16 protein-coding genes and 1 other RNA gene are annotated in these 19,047 nt (G+C 50.2%); all 17 read left to right on the forward strand.

The window, feature by feature from the left end; translation table 11 throughout:
• Positions 1–146: 146 nt before the first annotated feature.
• The 17 genes from rnpB to folA all read left to right on the forward strand — a co-directional run bounded on the left by rnpB (position 147) and on the right by folA (position 19,031).
• An RNA gene (gene rnpB / locus AC0KH7_RS02840) (RNase P RNA component class A) lies at positions 147–512 on the forward strand.
• Between the two features lie 457 nt (positions 513–969).
• Positions 970–1,431 carry a division/cell wall cluster transcriptional repressor MraZ gene (gene mraZ, locus AC0KH7_RS02845; RefSeq protein WP_472370514.1) on the forward strand — a complete coding sequence of 154 codons (462 nt, stop codon included), beginning with the start codon at positions 970–972 and terminating at the stop codon, positions 1,429–1,431.
• Position 1,432: 1 nt separating this feature from the next.
• Complete coding sequence (gene rsmH / locus AC0KH7_RS02850) at positions 1,433–2,371, forward strand: 16S rRNA (cytosine(1402)-N(4))-methyltransferase RsmH (protein ID WP_472370516.1); 939 nt, start codon at positions 1,433–1,435, stop codon at positions 2,369–2,371.
• 96 nt (positions 2,372–2,467) lie between these two features.
• The gene (ftsZ, locus tag AC0KH7_RS02855; protein WP_472370518.1) at positions 2,468–3,670 is read left to right on the forward strand and encodes a cell division protein FtsZ; all 1,203 of its coding nucleotides are present in this window, start codon (positions 2,468–2,470) and stop codon (positions 3,668–3,670) included.
• A gap of 48 nt (positions 3,671–3,718) precedes the next feature.
• Entirely contained in the window at positions 3,719–4,075 is a 357-nt protein-coding gene (gene ftsL, locus AC0KH7_RS02860; protein WP_472373778.1) for a cell division protein FtsL, read from the forward strand.
• Complete coding sequence (locus tag AC0KH7_RS02865; RefSeq protein WP_472370520.1) at positions 4,047–5,816, forward strand: peptidoglycan D,D-transpeptidase FtsI family protein; 1,770 nt, start codon at positions 4,047–4,049, stop codon at positions 5,814–5,816. The genes ftsL and AC0KH7_RS02865 overlap by 29 nt, the downstream gene beginning before the upstream one ends.
• A complete protein-coding gene (locus AC0KH7_RS02870; RefSeq protein ID WP_472370522.1) occupies positions 5,813–7,300 on the forward strand; it encodes a UDP-N-acetylmuramoyl-L-alanyl-D-glutamate--2,6-diaminopimelate ligase in 1,488 nt (495 codons plus the stop codon). Before AC0KH7_RS02865 ends, AC0KH7_RS02870 begins: the two co-directional genes overlap by 4 nt.
• A gap of 3 nt (positions 7,301–7,303) precedes the next feature.
• Positions 7,304–8,716, forward strand: a complete 1,413-nt coding sequence (locus AC0KH7_RS02875) for a UDP-N-acetylmuramoyl-tripeptide--D-alanyl-D-alanine ligase (protein ID WP_472370524.1) — start codon at positions 7,304–7,306, stop codon at positions 8,714–8,716.
• A 57-nt stretch (positions 8,717–8,773) separates the two neighbouring features.
• Entirely contained in the window at positions 8,774–9,859 is a 1,086-nt protein-coding gene (gene mraY / locus AC0KH7_RS02880; protein WP_472370526.1) for a phospho-N-acetylmuramoyl-pentapeptide-transferase, read from the forward strand.
• A gap of 77 nt (positions 9,860–9,936) precedes the next feature.
• Positions 9,937–11,286: a UDP-N-acetylmuramoyl-L-alanine--D-glutamate ligase gene (gene murD / locus AC0KH7_RS02885; protein ID WP_472370528.1), complete on the forward strand. Its 1,350-nt coding sequence runs from the start codon at positions 9,937–9,939 to the stop codon at positions 11,284–11,286.
• Positions 11,283–12,461, forward strand: a complete 1,179-nt coding sequence (gene ftsW / locus AC0KH7_RS02890) for a putative lipid II flippase FtsW (RefSeq protein ID WP_472370530.1) — start codon at positions 11,283–11,285, stop codon at positions 12,459–12,461. Before murD ends, ftsW begins: the two co-directional genes overlap by 4 nt.
• Entirely contained in the window at positions 12,458–13,519 is a 1,062-nt protein-coding gene (gene murG / locus AC0KH7_RS02895) for an undecaprenyldiphospho-muramoylpentapeptide beta-N-acetylglucosaminyltransferase (protein WP_472370532.1), read from the forward strand. Before ftsW ends, murG begins: the two co-directional genes overlap by 4 nt.
• Before the next feature lie 29 nt (positions 13,520–13,548).
• The gene (locus AC0KH7_RS02900) at positions 13,549–14,361 is read left to right on the forward strand and encodes an SDR family NAD(P)-dependent oxidoreductase (RefSeq protein ID WP_472370534.1); all 813 of its coding nucleotides are present in this window, start codon (positions 13,549–13,551) and stop codon (positions 14,359–14,361) included.
• Between the two features lie 251 nt (positions 14,362–14,612).
• On the forward strand, positions 14,613–16,637 hold the full coding sequence (locus AC0KH7_RS02905) for a HAMP domain-containing methyl-accepting chemotaxis protein (protein WP_472370536.1): 2,025 nt from the start codon (positions 14,613–14,615) through the stop codon (positions 16,635–16,637).
• A gap of 204 nt (positions 16,638–16,841) precedes the next feature.
• Positions 16,842–17,645, forward strand: a complete 804-nt coding sequence (gene lgt, locus AC0KH7_RS02910; RefSeq protein ID WP_472370538.1) for a prolipoprotein diacylglyceryl transferase — start codon at positions 16,842–16,844, stop codon at positions 17,643–17,645.
• Positions 17,646–17,682: 37 nt separating this feature from the next.
• Positions 17,683–18,516, forward strand: coding sequence for a thymidylate synthase (locus tag AC0KH7_RS02915; protein ID WP_029939860.1), 834 nt, complete (start codon positions 17,683–17,685; stop codon positions 18,514–18,516).
• Complete coding sequence (gene folA, locus AC0KH7_RS02920; protein ID WP_472370540.1) at positions 18,513–19,031, forward strand: type 3 dihydrofolate reductase; 519 nt, start codon at positions 18,513–18,515, stop codon at positions 19,029–19,031. Before AC0KH7_RS02915 ends, folA begins: the two co-directional genes overlap by 4 nt.
• Positions 19,032–19,047: the final 16 nt, after the last annotated feature.

The following is a 19,047-nucleotide window of genomic DNA, read 5'->3' on the forward strand; positions in this document are numbered from 1 at the left end:
TTATGATTAATCGCTTCCATGGACTAATACGCTCTTATGTTGCTGGAATAAAATCATAGCAACGCGATGTTGTTTTAGGAAATTAGAGGTTTTTATATCCGTATTTGATGGACTTTTGCAGCGGTTTACTATAGAGTTTGCGCCTGTAAGAGGGTTGGACAATCGCGAGGTTTTACTTCGAGGAAAGTCCGGGCACTGCAGAGCGGAATGCCAGCTAACGGCTGGGCGGTGAGAGCCGACGGAAAGTGCAGCAGAGAGTAGACCGCCAAGTTTCTTGGTAAGGGTGAAAGGGTGCGGTAAGAGCGCACCGCGCAACGGGTAACCGTTTGTGGCATGGTAAACCCCATTCAGTGCAAGACCAAATAGGAAAACACGCCCGGCTTTGCCTGGGCAAGGTGCGGCTCGTACCTGGTTTTCGGGTAGGTTGCTTGAGGGCCGTAGTGATGCGTCCCCTAGATGAATGATTGTCACCAGCAATGGTACAGAACCCGGCTTATAGACCCTCTTATATTTCCCCCTCATTTTTTCGATGTCATTGATTGTGATTCGGTCTTTGTTTTTTTCAATTTGAATTTTTTCCCACTTTTTTCCACCTTTGAGCGGTATTGTGTGTAAAAAACACCACTTTTCACCCCAGGGTGAATTTGTTCCTATATGTTGTGTTGGTTTCTTAGTTTTTGTCTATATATTGTGTTTATATTGGTAGTGGAACACAAGTCTTTCTTTGTTTTTAGTTTTCAAAACCTTAGTTTTTATACTTAATTTTAATTGTTTGATTGGTTGTTTAACCTATTGAAAAATAAAAGTAAAATTTTTTTAACGAACGGGTGCCGTCTTGTTTGCTAACGCCGCTAAGTTGTTGGTCTGTAAACAGAAATTCAAAAATCTTTGTTTGGGAGTGCTTGACAGTGGTTGGAAAGTCCAATATAGTGGCGACAAGTGGAAGAAAGTGGCGAAAAGTGGAAATAAATGTTGTTCTTTCGGGGTATCAATTCAATCAATGTCGATGCAAAGGGGCGCTTGGCTATTCCCAAGCGTTACCGTGAGTCGATTTCAGAGGCTAGTGAAAATCAGCTGGTCGCGACGATTGATTTGCATAGCCCTTGCCTGTTGATTTACACCATGGATGAATGGGAAGTGATTGAGCGCAAACTGATGTCGCTACCGAATATGGACCCGCAAGCACGCTTGGTGCAGCGTCTGTTATTGGGGCACGCCTCTGAAATGGAAATGGATGGACAGGGGCGCGTGCTGTTGCCGAGCCTATTGCGGGGACACGCTAAATTGGAAAAAGAAGCTATCTTGCTTGGCCAAGGCAATAAATTTGAGTTGTGGTCACAAAGTGCGTGGGATGAAAGCCGTCCGGAAATGTTGGATACGGCATCCGGCGTGGGCGATGTGTCCGAGTCGCTGGCCACGTTGAGTTTATAAGATGGGGACGCCGAAAGAAAACGCCAGCCACTTTTCGGTGATGCTGGCGGAGTCTGTGGAAGGACTGGCGATTCGACCGGATGGCATTTATATCGATTGTACTTTCGGGCGCGGAGGTCACAGTCGTGCCATTTTAGATAAATTGGGGCCGAACGGGTGCCTGATGGCCATTGATCAGGATCCAGAAGCCGTGCAGTATGCGCGACAGCACTTTGATGACGAGCGTTTTCAAATGCAATATGGCAGCTTTGAAGGATTGGTTCCGTATTGTGAACAACGCAACTGGCTGGGAAAGGTGGATGGCATCTTAATTGATTTGGGGGTGTCATCCCCACAACTGGATCAAGCTGAACGAGGGTTCAGTTTTATGCGTTCCGGGCCTTTGGATATGCGAATGAACCCTGAAACCGGCTTGAGTGCGAGAGATTGGCTTAAGCAGGTTGATGAAAAAACACTGGCACAAGTGTTACGGCAGTACGGGGAAGAAAAGTTTTCCGGGCGTATTGCCCGTCATATAAAAGAAGCGGTGGCGGCCGACGGCTTGCATACCACGACAGAACTGGCGGAACTGGTGTCGAAAGTGACGCCGAAAAAGGACAAGCACAAGCATCCGGCCACGCGGACCTTTCAGGCCATTCGTATTGCGGTGAACCGCGAGTTGGATGTTTTGAAAACGGTATTGGAAGCATCGGTTGAAGTGTTGGCACCACACGGGCGCTTGTCGGTGATTAGCTTTCACTCGTTGGAAGACCGTATCGTGAAACAGTTTATTCGGGATCAATCCCGTATCCGGGACCTGTTCCCGGATTCCCCGGTTCAGCTCGAAGTGGTTGAACCGGTGTTGAAAAAAGTCGGTAAACCGATTTTTCCAACAGAAGAAGAGTGCAAGGAAAATCCGCGATCGCGCAGTGCTGTTTTGCGGATTGCTGAACGAATTTAATGCGATGCCTGCATCGCGTAACCAAATTTATGGATTCGCTGACGTCGGTGGATCGATAAGTCATGGCAACATTGTGTTGATTAAGGGGAGTATCACATGAAGTTTAATTTACAAGAAACCATTTCCGCGGATGCGGGCATGCCTCAGATCAAGGTAGTTGGTCTCGGCGGTGGTGGCGGTAATGCCGTCGACTATATGGTGCGCTCGGAAGTCGAGGGTGTCGATTTTATCTGTGCCAATACCGATGTTCAGGCGCTGAAGAACGCCAATGTCGAAACCTGCATTCAATTGGGTGCGAATGGTTTGGGTGCTGGCGCCAACCCTGAAAAAGGGATGGAAGCCGCCAAAGAAAACATCGAACAGGTTAAAGAAGCGTTGAAAGGCGCGGATATGGTGTTCATCACCGCAGGTATGGGCGGTGGCACTGGAACCGGTTCGGCTCCGGTTGTCGCACAAGCGGCGCGTGAAATGGGTATCCTGACCGTTGGTGTCGTCAGCAAACCATTCAGCTTCGAACGTCGTGGAAAAGTCGCGGAAGCGGGTATTCAGCAGTTAGCGGAACACGTTGATTCCTTGATTACGGTTCCAAACGACAAATTGCTGAAAGTGCTTGGAAAAGATTTCGTGTTGGCGAAAGCGTTTGATTACGCCAACGAAGTATTGCACGGTGCTGTGCAAGGTATTTCGGAATTGGTCACTCGCCCGGGCATGATTAATGTCGACTTCGAGGATTTACGGACCGTGATGACGGAACGTGGCGTTGCTATGATGGGTGTCGGACATGCCACCGGTGAAGCGCGTGCGGTGAAGGCGGCGGAAAAAGCCATTGCCAACCCGTTGCTGGAAGACATTTCAGTGTCCGGTGCGCGTGGTCTGTTGGTAAACATCACGTCTGGTTTGGATTTTACCTTGGGTGAATTCAATGAAGTCGGTGATGTGATTGATCAGGTGGCATCTGAAGATGCCAAAGTCATTATCGGGACATCCATTGACGAAACGATGAACGACGAAATTCGCGTTACGGTTGTGGCGACGGGTTTGTCTGAAGTGGCGGATGCGAAACGTCCGGAAGTGGTGAAACCGAATCTGCAGGCGGTGGAAGCCAGTAAAGCGGACGAAAAGCAAGAAGTGGCACAGCGCAGCAGTGCCGCGCCAAAAGCCGAAGCGACGCCTGAAGCGGGCAAGTCTCCGGAAACGGTGCGTCCAAAAATGGTTGTGAACGGAGGTGTCACAGGCAGTGTTGACTCCAGTTCGAACTATTTGGATATTCCGGCGTTCTTGCGTCGTCAAGTTGATTAATTGTAATCAACGTCGCTAACAATCGCTTAGCGTTCACATAACTTGCAGATGGTGTCGCAAAAACTCCCCAGTCTGGGCCAGTTATCTTCTGTTAACTGGCGCGGGCTTCTTGCGCTCCTTTTGCTTGTCATTGTTTTAATTTCCCTCATTGCTATTATTCTGGTTCAACATCAAGTTCGTCATTTAGAAACGCAGTACGCGCGTGCCTTAAAGCAGGAAGTCGCTTTGCATGAAGAGCATGGCAAACTGATGCTCGAAAAACATCATCTTACGGCTTTGGCTCGTGTGGAGCATATCGCCCGCACCGAGTTGAAGATGACCTTGGATAAGACGCCGGAAAACCACAACGCCCAAACCATTATTTTGGAAAAGAAAGATGCACCTGCAGTCGAACGCTCGAATTAGACGGGACTGGATTATTTATGGCTTGATTGTCCTGTTGTTTTCGGCCATTTTCGCAAAAGCGTTCCATGTTCAGGTTCTAGAAGCCGATTTTTTGCAGTCGGAGGGCAATAAACGCCAGATTCGCAGCTTGGAAATTCCCGCACCCCGTGGTGAAATTTATGACCGAAACGGCAAGGTGTTGGCGTTGAGTACGCCCATTGATTCGATTTGGGTGGACCCGAAAATCTTGTCGTTTTACCTGGACCCGGCACAGCAGAAAGCGCAATTGCTTAAAGAAAACCTGACCACACGACAGGCCGAACAGCGCAATGCATTGATTGCCTCCAAGTATCAGGCCTATCGTGAGATGTTGAAGCTGCTGAATGTTTCTGAAGAGACTTTTACCCGGCAGGTGCTGGCAAAGAAAAGCCGACGTTTCATGTATGTGGAACGGGGTGTCTTGCCGGAGTTATCCGCCAAAATTGAAGATTTGGATGTCCCCGGGTTGTATGTTCAAAACCAATATAAACGCTATTACCCGGCGGGTGAAGTGGTCGGTCATTTGATCGGCTTTACCAATATCGATGATGCCGGCATTGCCGGGATTGAAAAAACCTATGATGATTGGCTGTCCGGCCATGCCGGTAAAAAACAAATTATTAAGGATCGCGCAGGGCGCGTCATCGAATTCGTAAAAGACATCGAGCCGGCCGAACCGGGTCAGCCGCTGGTGTTGAGCATCGATGAAGACCTGCAATTCTTTTTATACCATGCATTGAAAAAAGCTTATATTCGCCATCAGGCCGAATCCATTATGTCGGTCATCCTAGATGCTAAAACCGGTGAGGTCTTGGCGATGGTTTCTTTACCGGGCTTTAATCCGAATGATCGCAGTCAGTTGACCGGCAAACGTCTGCGTAATCGGGTGATTGCCGACCGTATTGAACCCGGTTCGACCGTTAAACCCTTTATCGTGGCTAAGGCCTTGGATTTGGGGGTCATTCAGTTGGACGATGAAATCGATACTCGTCCCGGTTCGCTGCGCATTCAGGGGCAACGTATTACCGATACCCGCAACCATGGCGTGATTACGCCGGGTGAGGTGATTAAATTATCCAGTAATGTCGGGGCCAGTAAAATCGCGTTTAAGATGACGCCGCAGCAAGAATGGCAAATGTACCATGATGTCGGGTTCGGCCAGGACTTGGGACTTTTTCTTCCGGGGGAAACCCTCGGATTTATTCGTCCGGCAACCGAATGGCAGCAAATTGACCAGGCCTCGGCTTCATTTGGTTACGGCTTTAACATCAATTTAATGCAATTGGCGCAGGCCTATTTGATTTTCGCCAATGACGGTAAGATCAAACCCGTCAGCTTGCTGAAATTAAATGACGTGCCGGAAGGCACACAAGTGGTGTCGAAAGAGTCGGCGCAAGCGGTGCTGGCAATGATGGAAAAAGTCGCGGCGCGAAAGGGCACGGCGCCGGAAGCGAATATCGAGGGCTACCGCGTGGCCGGTAAAACCGGCACAGTGCACCGCACCAAAATCGGCGGCTACGAACAGAATAAATACATTTCATTGTTTGCCGGCATTGTGCCGGTGTCGAATCCCAAATACATTATGGTCACGGCCATTAACGAACCCAGTCGTGGCATTTATTATGGGGGCAAGGTGGCGGCTCCGGTTTTTAAAGAGGTGATGCAAGAAGCATTGCGCTTGAATAATGTACCGCCTGATGAAGTGCTGGAGGATGAGTCGTGAAGGGCTTGAACGCACTGTTTACATTCCTCGGTTTGGACGTAACCGGCTTGGCGGATGTGCCGGTTTCGAAGTTAACGATCGATTCCCGGCAGGTCGAACCCGGTACGGTGTTTATTGCGTTGCCGGGCATTTCTTGTCACGGCATGGCGTTTGCCGGACAAGCCGAAAAAATGGGTGCCTGCGCCATCCTGACCGATGCGGCAGGCCTGGCGGATTTTGATGTTTCAGAACGGGAGTGCCCTGTGTACTCGGTTAAGGGCTTGAAAGGTCGTTTACCGGATTTGGCGAAATGGTTTTACGATGATCCGAGTCGTCGGGTGAAAATCATCGGCATTACCGGCACCAATGGTAAGACCTCCACCTCTCATTATGTGGGTCAACTATTACAGGCCGCCGGGCATAAAGTGGCTTTGATGGGCACTTTAGGTAATGGTGTGATCGGTGACTTACAGCCCAGCCAAAACACGACTCTGGAAGTGTTGGTGTTGAATGAGTGGCTGGCGCACTTTGCGCAGCAAGAAGTCGATTACGTGGTGATGGAAGTGTCTTCTCATGCCGTCAGCCTGAATCGTATTGCCGGTTTGCAATTTGATGTGGTGGCGCTGACCCAAGTGACACGAGATCATTTGGATTTTCACGGTTCCGAGGCTGAATACCGTGCGGCGAAAAAACAATTGTTCGAGCTGTATCCGAGCCGCTGTCAGGTATTGAACCTCGATGATGAAACCGGCGCGGTGCTGGCCGAGCAAACCCATCAAACAATTTTGACTTATTCTCAGGTGTCAACGGGGGCCGATGTCCGTTTACAATCGGTGTCGTTTCTACCGACAGGCCTGCGAGGCCGACTGCAATTACCGGCCGGAGAATGCCGTTTTGATTTGCCATTGATGGGCAGTTTCAACGTGGAAAATCTCTTGTGTGCCGTCAGTTGTGCCTGGTGCTGTGGTTTGGACTCGAGAGATATTCAAAAAGCCGTCACACATTTACGAGCTGTGCCGGGCAGAATGGAAGTGATGACCCATCCAAACCGACCAACGGTGGTGATTGATTACGCTCATACGCCGGATGCGCTGCAAGCGGTTTTGGCGGCGGTGGGGCAGCATTTACCGACCGGACAGGATGATTTGTGGGTCGTATTCGGTTGCGGAGGGGATCGAGATAAAGGCAAGCGGCCACTGATGGGGCAGGTGGCGGCACAATTGAGCGGCCATGTGATTTTGACCGATGATAACCCTCGGTCTGAATCGCCGCAGGCGATTGTGGCCGACATTCAAGCCGGCTTCGATACCCCCGCGGATGTGATTCATGACCGTGAACAAGCGATTTCAACGGCCATCCAACAGGCCGGTTCGCAAGCCGTGGTGGTTGTGGCAGGAAAAGGGCATGAAAACTATCAGGAAATTAACGGCCAGCGACGGTCGATGAGCGATCAGGGCGCTGTGGAAAGAGCGTTCCAGTCGTTATCAAGACAAGGAGAGGCATAAGCTATGGCCTGGACATTATCACAATTGGTGGAAGCGACAAACGGCGTTCTGACCGGAGAATTACTCGGCGAAGACCCGATTCGGTTTGATTCGGTCAGCACCGATACGCGTTCCTTGAAATCGGGTGCTTTGTATGTGGCGTTAAAAGGTGCTCATTTTGATGGTCACGCTTTTATTGCCGAAGCGGTCAAGCAAGGCGCGGTGGCGGTGTTGATTTCCGAACCGGTGGAAACCATTGTGCCGTCGGTGCTGGTCGAAGACACCCGCATTGCCCTGGGCGAATTCGCGGCTTGGCATCGGCAACAAATGCAATTGAAAGCCCTAATCGGCGTGACCGGTTCCAACGGCAAAACCACCACCAAAGCCTTGCTGGCAAATATTTTGGCCAAACAGGCGCAAGTGTTGGCGACCGCCGGGAATTTGAATAACGATTACGGTTTGCCGCGCACCCTGTTGGAATTGACGTCTTCTGACGAGTACGCCGTGATCGAGATGGGCGCGAATCACCATCGGGAAATTCATTATTTGACCAATATTGCTCGCCCTGACGTTGCGGTTATCACCTTGGCGGCGGGCGCGCATTTGGAAGGGTTTGGCTCGCTGGAAGGGGTGATTGAAACCAAAGGCGAAATCATGGACGGCCTGAAGCCGGGCGGGACGATTGTGCTGAATACCGACTCGCCGGGGTTTGAGGTTTGGTGTGCCAAGGCCAAACGTTTGGATTTGAATGTGCTCAGTTTCGGTGAAAGTGAACAGGCCAATGTCCGCTTGGCCGCATTTCAGCAAAATCATGATCGCATCCATTTTACGTTACGTTTGACCGGGCTCGATGGCTTGGGGTCGGAGCGTTCCGTTCAAGCCAGTATGCCGATGCTCGGTTTTCATAATGCCATGAATGCCGCCGCTGCGGTGGCCGCGTGTCTGGCCGCGGGGCTGACATGGGAGCAAATTCAGCCAGGCCTGGAAGATTTTGATGGTGTGGCCGGGCGTTTGCAAAAGTCAGTCTTACCGCAGGGTGTTTTAATTGACGATACCTATAATGCCAACCCGGCGTCGGTCAAGGCGGCGATTCGAACCTTAACCGGTTTGCCGGGGGATTCGGTGGCCTGTTTGGGCGCGATGGCGGAGCTGGGTGCCGAATCGCAGAGTCTGCATGAAGAGGTGGCGCGTTATGCCAAGGAAAAAGGCATGACGTCTTTATTGGTGTTCGGCGTGGCCGCGCAGTCCATGCCGGAAGCATTTGGCGAAGGCGGAGAATACTTCGAAACGCAGGAAGCCTTAATTGCCCGTGCGCTTGAATTAATCGAACAAAACCAGGTTCAGAATGTGCTGGTGAAAGGGTCGCGTTCAACACAAATGGAAAAGGTCAGCCAAGCCATCGTCGCGACGGTGGCGGACCGGAAGGGTAACGGGTGAAGGCCCTAGAATCTCTGATTCAGTCAGAGACTATTTAACAGATTTAAGGAAACCAACATGTTAATTTATTTGACGGATTACTTGGCACAATTCATTTCCGGGTTCGGGGTGTTTAATTACATTACCATGCGCACCATTATGAGTGTGCTGACTGCCTTGATCATTTCCTTCATCATTGGCCCTAGAGTCATCCGTTGGCTGATTCGCTTGAAGGTCGGACAAAGCGTTCGTTTGGATGGACCGGAAAGTCATTTGGTAAAAAGTGGTACCCCGACCATGGGTGGGGTGATGATTCTTTTTTCAGTGTCGATTGCCGTTTTACTGTGGGGCAATTTGACCAACCATTATTTGTTAATCGCCACTTTGACCATGCTGGGTTTCGGGATTATCGGCTTTATTGATGACTATCAAAAAGTGGTGTACAAAGACCCGAACGGGATGCGCTCGCGTACCAAGTTTTTCTGGCAATCGGTCATTGGCCTGGTGGCCGCTTACAGCCTATTCGCCCTGGCAAAAGTCCCGGCGGAAACCCAGTTGTTGATTCCGTATATGAAAGACACCTTTATTTATTTGGGTGCCTGGACCGTGGTGTTGGCGTATTTTGTCATTGTCGGTACGTCGAATGCGGTGAACCTGACAGATGGACTGGATGGCTTGGCCATTATGCCGACGGTGATGGTGTCGAGCGCGTTGGGGGTGTTCGCTTATATGTCGGGGCATTTGTATTTTTCCGATTATTTGCAGATTCCGTACATTCCGGGCGTCGGAGAATTGGCGATTTTCTGTGCGGCCTTGGCCGGGGCCGGTCTGGGCTTTTTGTGGTTTAATGCCCACCCGGCACAGGTGTTTATGGGGGACGTGGGTTCCTTGGCGATTGGGGCCGCTTTAGGTGTGGTGGCCGTGGCGGTGCGCCAGGAATTGGTGTTGTTTATTATGGGCGGTATTTTCGTGGCGGAAACGCTGTCGGTGATTTTGCAGGTCGGATCTTACCGTTTACGAAACGGCAAGCGTATTTTCCTGATGGCCCCGTTGCATCACCACTTTGAACAAAAGGGGTGGCACGAATCGCAGGTCATCGTGCGTTTTTGGATTATTACCATTATTCTGGTGCTGATCGGTCTGGCCAGTTTGAAAATTCGTTAGCGGAACGCATTCAAAAATCAAAGCGCGTTTTAACGTGCATAAGAAGTTAATTAAGAAATTAACCAGAAAGGGTTGCCATGTATCTTGTTGCAGGGTTGGGAGTTACCGGCCAAAGTGTACTGAAATATTTCACCAGTCAGGGCGAAGCCTGTTACGCTTTTGATACGCGTGAGCAGCTTGACACCCGCGATTTAGAAGCGCAATTTCCCGGGGTGCAGTTTAAGACGGGGAAAATCCCGGTGGCTTGGTGCGATAAGATCGATACCATCGTTTTGAGCCCGGGCATTGCCAAGTCCGAACCCTGGGTAAAGGCTTGCATCCAAGCCGGGAAGGAAGTCATCGGCGACATCGAGTTGTTTGCCCGTGCCGTCGGTCAGCCGATTGTAGCGATTACCGGCTCCAATGGTAAAAGTACGGTCACCACCTTGGTGGCGGAAGCGTTGAGCGAAGCCGGTTATCAAGTTGGAATCGGCGGTAATATCGGTTGCCCGGCCTTGGATTTGTTGACCGATGACACCGAGTTCGATGTTTATGTGTTGGAATTGTCGAGTTTCCAGCTGGAAACCACCTACTCGTTACGAACCATCTCTTCAACGGTTTTGAATATTTCCGAAGATCATATGGATCGTTACGTCGGACTGGAAGATTATATTCAAGCAAAAATGACGGTGTTGAACGATACCGAACTGGCCGTGTTGCCGCAGGAATTTGAAGTTTTACATATGGCTAAACCGGATGAAGAAGTACGTTTCGGTCTGATGGAAGCCGAGTGTTTGCCGGAAAAATGTTATGGCCTGATTACCCAAAACGGCCAGGCCTGGCTGGGATGGGAAAATCATCCGTCTGTGCCGGTGTCGGCCATGGCGCAACAGGGCATGCATCATCAATTGAACGCTTTGGCCATGATGGCGTTGTGCCGTCCGTTTCAGGTGTCGGATGCGGTGTTTGAAAAGGTTTTGAGCCGTTTTCAGGGGTTGCCGCATCGCACCCAGTTGGTGCTGGAAGTGGACGGGGTTCAGTGGATTAACGATTCCAAAGGCACCAATGTCGGTGCCGCCGTCACCGCAATTGAATCGGCCGCGGAAGCCTCAAAAGGACAAGTGATTTTGCTGGCCGGAGGGGTTGGTAAAGACGCTGATTTTTCCGAACTGGGCGAGGCGGTGGAACACTATTGTCGTCAAGCCATTCTGTTTGGACGAGATCGCCAATTGATTGCGCAAAACTTGCCGGCGGCTAAAACCGTTTTTGTGGAAACACTGGAAGAAGCCATTCAATTGGCCAAGCCGGTGGCTAAAGCCGGTGATATTGTATTGTTTTCGCCGGCTTGTGCCAGCTTCGACCAGTTTAAAAATTACGTTGAAAGAGGCTTGGCCTTTGAATATTGGGTGCATGAAACCGTGGGCGGATTGTCCAAGGTGGCGCAATGAGTGTTCGGGATTGGCGTGAACACAGTGCCGGTTGGCAGACCGATTATTGGTTGATTGGTGCGATAGCGGTGTTGATGACCCTCGGGCTGGCGATGGTGGCGTCGAGTTCGATTGCCATCAGTGAAAAACGTTTCGGGGACGATACCCATTATTTTTTACGGCAATTGTTTTCCATGGGGTTAGGGACTCTGGCCGCTTACATTGTTTTCCGAATCCCTTTGTCTTTTTGGCGAAAGCATCGTGGTCAACTGTTTATTTTGGGCTTGGTCTTGCTGGTGGCGGTGCTGATCTTCGGGCGGGAAATCAACGGCAGTAAACGTTGGTTGCCGCTGATCGTCATGAATTTCCAAGTGTCGGAGTTTATGAAAATCGCTGTGGTGGTGTTTATGGCTGGCTACCTGGATCGGCACGCCACCGCCGTGCGAGAAAGTTTCGAAGCCGTGATTCGTCTGGCGCTCCCCTTCGGGGTGATGGCGATTTTGCTACTGTTGGAACCGGATTTCGGCAGTACCTTCGTGATTGCGGTCATTATCACCGGGATGTTATTGATTGCCGGCGCCCCTTGGCGGTTCTTCGCCATGACCGTTTTGCCGATCGGTACCTTGCTGGTGATGATGGTCATTACTTCGCCCTATCGTATGGCGCGGGTGACGAATTTCCTCGATCCTTGGTCCGACCCGTTCGGTCACGGTTATCAGTTGACGCAGGCCTTAATTGCCTCCGGGCGGGGTGAATGGTTTGGCGTCGGTATCGGTGAGAGCGTACAAAAACTGTTATACCTGCCGGATGCACATACCGATTTTCTGTTCTCCATCTATGCCGAAGAATTTGGTTTGCTGGGTGTAACCTTTTTGATTCTATTGTATTTATTTATTCTGCACCGTTGTTTCCGCATCGGCGGCAAGGCGTTTGACAAACAGGAATATTTCGGCGGATTGATTGCCTATGGTGTGGGCATTTGGGTGGTGTTGCAGGCGATGATTAACATGGGCGTGAATCTTGGTCTTTTCCCAACCAAAGGGTTAACCTTGCCGCTGATGAGTTATGGCGGCTCCAGCGTACTGATTTTGATGGTGGCGCTTGGCTTGGTGCTGCGTGTGGACTATGAAACCAAGCAAAGGCCTTTGTCGGAACGGTCAGAGGAGCGCGATACTGAGCGGGAGGCGGCGATATGAAACGGGTGTTGATTATGGCTGGCGGAACCGGTGGACACGTGTTTCCGGGCATTGCTGTGGCGCAAGCATTGGCCAAGCAGGATGTGGAAACCGTTTGGCTAGGGACGGCTGGCGGAATGGAAAAAAATTGGGTGGAACAGGCGCAATTACCGTTTTATGCCATTTCCATTAAAGGGCTGCGCGGCAATGGTTTAGTGGGGTGGTTGAAAGCGCCGTTTAATATTGCACGTGCCTGGTGGCAGGCCAGAAAGATTATTTTGCAAACGCAGCCGGATTTGGTGCTGGGCATGGGGGGCTTTGTATGTGGCCCGGGCGGTTTGGCGGCTTTGACGTTAGGGAAAAAGCTGGTGCTTCATGAGCAGAATGCCATTCCCGGTTTAACCAATAAATTGTTGGCACCGTTTGCTAAACGGGTGATTTGCGCCTTCCCCCAGCAAAAAATTCGTGGGCGGCAGGTGGTGCAACTTGGTAATCCGGTTCGTGAAGGGTTGGAAGCTTTGCAGACGGTGATGCCGCATTCACCGCGCCAACTGTTAGTCGTGGGGGGGAGCCGTGGGGCTTTGGCGTTAAATGAAACGGTTCCGAAAGCGTTGGCGCTGTTGCCGCCGGCGGAACGCCCTTTGGTACGCCATCAAACCGGTGAAAAAACACTGACCGCGGCGCAGAAAGCCTATGCTGAAGCGGGGGTTGACGCTGAAGTCGTCCCCTTTATTGATGACATGGTTCAAGCGTATCGTGAAGCCGATTTGGTGATTTGCCGTTCCGGTGCTCTGACGGTCTCGGAACTGATGGCGGTGGCTCGTCCAGCGATTATGGTGCCTTATCCGCATGCGGTGGACGATCACCAGACCGCGAATGCTGAAGCACTGGTGGCATTGAAAGGCGGGGAAGTGATTCAGCAAACCGAATTGACGCCGGAGCGATTGATGGAAGGGTTGCATCACTGGTTGGATGCCACTGTTTGTCGTGATGCCTCCGAATCGATTCGAGCCGGTGCGCCGAAAGCGGCCACGGAGCATATTATTGCCGAATTGGAACAGGTAGTGAAAACGTCTTGAGACGTGGCTAAGATAAAAAAGGAACAAGCATGGCGAATAACGTGACATCGACACCGCAATTTCCGGATTTAAAGCGTAAACGTATTTTGATTACCGGTGCCTCGAGCGGTATCGGGGCTGGAATGGCCAAAGTATTGGCGCAAGCCGGGTGCCGGTTAGTGTTGCACTACAATCGTAACGAAACCGGTATCGAACAGACGCTCGAAGCCGTACAGGCGATGGATGCGGAAGCCGAAACCTTGCGTTGCGATTTTGCAGAGCTGTCATCGGTTCAGCCTTTTTTTGACCAGGCCTGGTCGGTTTTTGATGGTTTGGACGGCCTAGTCAATAATGCCGGTGTGGTGACCAAGTCCTTAAGTTTAAAAGACAAGAAGGGCGACCAATTTAACCGGACCCTAGCAGTGAATTTACAGGCGCCGTATTTATTGAGTACGGCTTTTGCCGATGCCTGCAAGCAAGCCGGGCATAAAGGGGTGATTGTCAATAACAGCAGTATTCATGGTCAGGCGACGTGTGAATGGTTTGCCGCTTATGCCGCTTCCAAAGCCGGGATGGATGCGATGACCAAGGTACAGGCTGTGGAATGGGGGCAATTTGGGGTAAGGGTCAACGGCTTGGCTCCTGGCGTCGTCCCTGTGGAACGGACGTTTGATGTGTTGTACCGTTCTGAAATAGAACGTAAATGGGTCGGCGCCATGCCCGCTGGGCGTTATGGCACGGTGGAAGATATGGGGATGGCCACCGCTTATTTATTGTCTGATGCCACCGAATGGATGACCGGGTCGGTTTTGACACTGGATGGCGGCTTGATTGCCCGAGGGCATTATCCGTATAGAGATTAGCCTCGAAACATAAGCGGTATTTTTTACCGGGTTCTATGGATGTGATGACAGTTTTTTGACGACAATACGAAAAAAACGGTATTTTTAACAAGCCACGAAAGTGGATTTTTTTGTTTTTAAAAGATTAAAAAGTGTTGTTTTTAAAGTGTTTTTGTATTTTAATGGCGAAAATTTATCAACATTGAAATATAAAATGGCATTGGCTTTGCTTGTTGCCACTATCGAATCAATGGTTTCAAAGTGGAATGGATATGGAAAAGTTCTTGCAAAAACTCACCATTAAACAAAAAATGCGGTTTGGTTTCGGAGTGATTTGGGCTGTACTGGCCATTATCACCATTCAAGCGGCCGTGAATTTGTTTATTGTGCGTCAGAACGTGGAAGAAGTGGTGGAAGTGCGTCAGCCGATTGCGCTGCAAGCCAATGCCATGACCAATGTGTTGGAAAAAAGCATGAATGCGTTGAGCATGTATATGCTGACGGGGGATTCGGAAAACCTTCAGTCTTATGCGCGTGGCATTGAATCTTCGGAAAAAATGTTGATTCAATTAACCGAAAAGATGAGTGGTGAGACCTCCGCGGAAGACATGGCGGTACTGAAACGTATTTCAACGGATTTAAAAAAGTTACCGGAATTTATTGAGCAAGTTCAGGTGCTTCAATCCGACCGCAGCCAAAAGTTCCCGGCGTTCGCCTTTGTGAACCGTGAAATGATGCCTTATGCGGTCACGATTCAGCAGCAAATCAATTTGATGTTAAATTCGGAGTTGTCGGATTTGTTCGCGGAGCGTCGACCTTTGCTGAAAGCGTTATTGGGGATGCAAAAAGATTGGTTGAATGTATTGAGCAGCCTACGCGGTTATGTGGCTTTCCGCAATGAAGGCATGGCCGCGGATACCGAAAATTATTTGAACTCGTTCGAACGTGCCTTGGAATTTATGGCGACGCAGCGAGATTATGAACTGACGCTTGAAGAAGAGGACGGGGTTGAAAAGGCAAAAGCGGCCTACGAAGCGTATCGTGAAAACTTCATGCGTTTGAAACAAATTCATCAGGGGCCGAAATGGCGTATGGATACTTGGGTGATGAAAAATCAGATCCAGCCGGTTTTCCTAGCCTTGGAGCATGATTTGGAAACCATTTCCACCAGTTCTGTCGGTCATATGCAGGAAACCAGCCAAGATGTATTGGACAGCACCCTGCGCAACCTTATCCTGTTGTTGAGTTTGTCGGTTATCGGTCAGTTGGTGGGGATGCTAATCTCACGTAAAGTCACCAATTCTGTGGTGCGCCCAGTGATTCGTTCCGCCAATGCGATGAAAGACATTGCCTACGGCGAAGGGGATTTGACACGGCGTCTGCATGTGGACGGTAAAGATGAGCTGGCGGACCTCGGCCGTCACTTTAATGAGTTTATCGGCCGAATTCAGGATACTTTGCGAGAGGTGACGGAAACGGTTCGAGAGTTGGAAATTTCGTCTCGTGGTTTACTGGAAGTATCGCATGAAGCCAAAGAAGGTGCAGAACAGCAGTTGGCGGCGTCACATCAATTAACGCATTCGATGGTGAGTATGTCTGAGAAAGCGAAAAGTGTGGAGGACCATTCTCATAATACGTCCCGTGCGACCGATCAGGCGGCGGCTCGAGTCAAAGAAGGCGGTGAAGTCGTTAAAGGGGCTGCGGAAGACATTCGCAATGTATCCGAAGGCATGGAAAAAATCACTCAGGCGGTCATGCAGTTGAGTGACGATAGCCAAACCATCAGTACGGTCATTAATGTGATTCGTGAAATTGCCGAACAGACTAATTTGTTGGCGTTGAACGCGGCTATTGAAGCCGCGCGTGCCGGTGAGCACGGTCGAGGCTTTGCCGTGGTGGCCGACGAAGTCCGTGGTCTGGCGCAGCGCACCCAGGAATCCACGGTTCAGATTGAACGTGTGATTGAAAAAATTCGTAAGGCCACGCATGAGACGGTGAAAGTGGTTGAACTGGGGCGTGACACCACTCATTCGGGGTATGAATCCGTAATGAAGGTGGAGCGTGTCTTGAGTCCAGTGGTGATCTTGATGGACGACATCAATAAGATGAGTTCGGAAATGTTGACCTCGGCGCAATCTCAGACTGGGTTGGCCAAAGAAGTCAATGAGCACATCAACCAGATTCACAGCGTGACCGAACGGACGGTGGAAGGCACCGTCAATACCGAGTCGTCCAGTAACCGTCTGCAACAATTGGCGGATAAATTGGACCAATTGGTACACCAGTTTAAGATTTAATATCTTTGGATGGAACCTTAAAAAGCGGCTCTGAGCCGCTTTTTTTATGGGTGTTTGTGATGAAGAATGGCCAGGCCTGGTGGGTTTTGTGGGTTCAATATTCCCGCGGGGAAAACCTAGTTTTTTTGGCTGGATAACGGTATGATTGAGTCCGTTTTTAACTCCCTTTTAAATTCCCATTCCTAAGAGGCTCCAAAAGAACCTATGTGGACTTATCCTGAAATTGATCCCGTTGCCCTAAGTCTAGGGCCTTTGCACATTCATTGGTACGGGCTGATGTATCTGTTCGGCTTTGCCTTTTTCTGGATTTACGGTTCCATTCAAGCGCGAACCTCGCCGAACTGGAACAAGGATCTGGTGAGTGATTTCCTGTTTTACGGTGCCTTGGGCGTGATTCTGGGTGGACGTCTCGGTTATATTCTGTTTTATGATCTGGCGCATTATCTGCAAGCTCCCTTAGACATTTTTCAGGTCTGGAAAGGTGGGATGTCGTTTCACGGCGGTATGCTGGGAGTGATTCTCGCTTCCTGGATATTTGCACGCTATAAAATGAAAGTATCGATCTTTGTGGTATCCGATTTTGTGGTGCCGATGGTTCCGGTCGGTTTGTTTTTCGGACGTATCGGTAATTTCATCAACGGCGAACTCTGGGGCCGAACCACCGATTCCAGCTTGGGGATGAAAGTCTACGATCCGGCCGTACAGCAAATGGTCACCAAATACCCGACGCAATTACTGGAAGCTTTTTTAGAAGGGCTGGTATTGTTTGTTATTTTATGGGCTTACACGCGTAAACCGCGCCCCTTGGGTGCGGTGTCCGGTTTGTTTGTCGGTTTCTACGGGCTTTTCCGTTTTTATGTTGAGTTTTTCAGAATGCCGGACCCGCAACTCGGATACCTGTTGTGGGGTTGGGTGACGATGGGACAGATTTTATCGTTGCCAATGATTCTATTCGGATTTGGCTTGGCCTTTTGGGCTTATCGTCATGGTACCGTGGCAAAACCGTAATTCCCGCGTGAAAATCAATTAAGTAAATGAGGTAAGCATGAAACAGTATCTGGAATTGTTGAAACACATCACCGAAAACGGTGTGCAAAAAGGCGATCGGACCGGCACCGGAACGCGCTCTGTGTTCGGCTATCAGATGCGATTTAATTTGCAGGATGGTTTTCCGATGGTGACGACCAAAAAACTGCACTTGAAGTCCATTATTTATGAATTGTTGTGGTTTCTGAAAGGCGACACCAATAATACTTACCTGAAAGAACATGGTGTGCGTATTTGGGATGAGTGGGCCACCGAAAACGGCGATTTAGGCCCGATTTACGGCAAGCAATGGGTGGCTTGGGAGAAGCCGAACGGCGAGACCATTAACCAGATTGCAGAGGTTGTCGAGACGTTGAAAAATAATCCGAACAGCCGCCGCATGTTGGTATCGGCTTGGAATCCGGCGGATTTACCGGATGAATCCATGAGTCCGCAGGAAAATGTCCAGCAAGGGCGAATGGCCTTGGCCACCTGTCATGCGTTTTTCCAGTTTTACGTCGCGGATGGCAAGTTGTCGTGCCAGTTATATCAGCGCAGTGCGGATACCTTTTTGGGCGTGCCGTTCAATATTGCCAGTTACGCTTTGTTGACGCATATGATCGCGCAGCAGACCGACTTGGAGGTGGGTGACTTTGTTTGGACTGGCGGGGATGTGCATTTGTATAACAACACTTTGGAACAGGCGGCCTTGCAAATGTCACGCACGCCTTACGCTTTGCCGAAGCTGGTCATTAAGCGCCGCCCCGAATCGATTTTCGATTATGAATTCGATGATTTTGAAGTCGTAGGGTACGAATCGCATCCGCACATCAAGGCCGAGGTGTCGGTATGATGTTTGCTGATGACTTAAAAGGATTGAATATTTCCTTGATTGCCGCGATGGACCGGAATCTGGTCATCGGGGCCGACAATGAAATGCCGTGGCACTTGCCGGACGATTTGAAGTTTTTCAAGGCCAATACGCTGAATAAACCGGTGATTATGGGGCGGAAGACCTTTGAATCCATTGGTTCCAAAGCTTTGCCAAAGCGACGCAATCTGGTAATTTCCCGTCGCGAGAATTATGTGGCGCCGGGTGCTGAGGTCTTCGGCTCCTTAGAGGCCGCAGTAAAGAGTTGCTCAGATGCAGATGAAGTCATCATTATGGGGGGCGGGGAGTTATATCGGCAAATGTTGCCTTATGCCAATAAGCTTTATGTCACCCTCGTGGATGCGGATGTGGCCGGTGATACCCATTTTCCGAAGTGGTCGGAGTCAGAATGGCAAGTGGTTAGCCGGGAAAAGCACCCTCAAGATGACCGTCATGCCTTTGCATTTGAATTTGTGATTTTGGAGCGGATGACATAGCGCGAAATAAGCGGAT

This window comes from Hydrogenovibrio sp., from assembly GCF_965140365.1.
Taxonomy (GTDB): Bacteria; Pseudomonadota; Gammaproteobacteria; order Thiomicrospirales; family Thiomicrospiraceae; genus Hydrogenovibrio.

Coding starts and splice junctions, on each gene's coding strand:
- mraZ (WP_472370514.1), top strand. CDS start 970: ATGTTGTTCTTTCGGGGTATCAATTCAATCAATGTCGATGCAAAGGGG.
- rsmH (WP_472370516.1), top strand. CDS start 1,433: ATGGGGACGCCGAAAGAAAACGCCAGCCACTTTTCGGTGATGCTGGCG.
- ftsZ (WP_472370518.1), top strand. CDS start 2,468: ATGAAGTTTAATTTACAAGAAACCATTTCCGCGGATGCGGGCATGCCT.
- ftsL (WP_472373778.1), top strand. CDS start 3,719: ATGGTGTCGCAAAAACTCCCCAGTCTGGGCCAGTTATCTTCTGTTAAC.
- AC0KH7_RS02865 (WP_472370520.1), top strand. CDS start 4,047: ATGCACCTGCAGTCGAACGCTCGAATTAGACGGGACTGGATTATTTAT.
- AC0KH7_RS02875 (WP_472370524.1), top strand. CDS start 7,304: ATGGCCTGGACATTATCACAATTGGTGGAAGCGACAAACGGCGTTCTG.
- mraY (WP_472370526.1), top strand. CDS start 8,774: ATGTTAATTTATTTGACGGATTACTTGGCACAATTCATTTCCGGGTTC.
- murD (WP_472370528.1), top strand. CDS start 9,937: ATGTATCTTGTTGCAGGGTTGGGAGTTACCGGCCAAAGTGTACTGAAA.
- ftsW (WP_472370530.1), top strand. CDS start 11,283: ATGAGTGTTCGGGATTGGCGTGAACACAGTGCCGGTTGGCAGACCGAT.
- murG (WP_472370532.1), top strand. CDS start 12,458: ATGAAACGGGTGTTGATTATGGCTGGCGGAACCGGTGGACACGTGTTT.
- AC0KH7_RS02900 (WP_472370534.1), top strand. CDS start 13,549: ATGGCGAATAACGTGACATCGACACCGCAATTTCCGGATTTAAAGCGT.
- AC0KH7_RS02905 (WP_472370536.1), top strand. CDS start 14,613: ATGGAAAAGTTCTTGCAAAAACTCACCATTAAACAAAAAATGCGGTTT.
- lgt (WP_472370538.1), top strand. CDS start 16,842: ATGTGGACTTATCCTGAAATTGATCCCGTTGCCCTAAGTCTAGGGCCT.
- AC0KH7_RS02915 (WP_029939860.1), top strand. CDS start 17,683: ATGAAACAGTATCTGGAATTGTTGAAACACATCACCGAAAACGGTGTG.
- folA (WP_472370540.1), top strand. CDS start 18,513: ATGATGTTTGCTGATGACTTAAAAGGATTGAATATTTCCTTGATTGCC.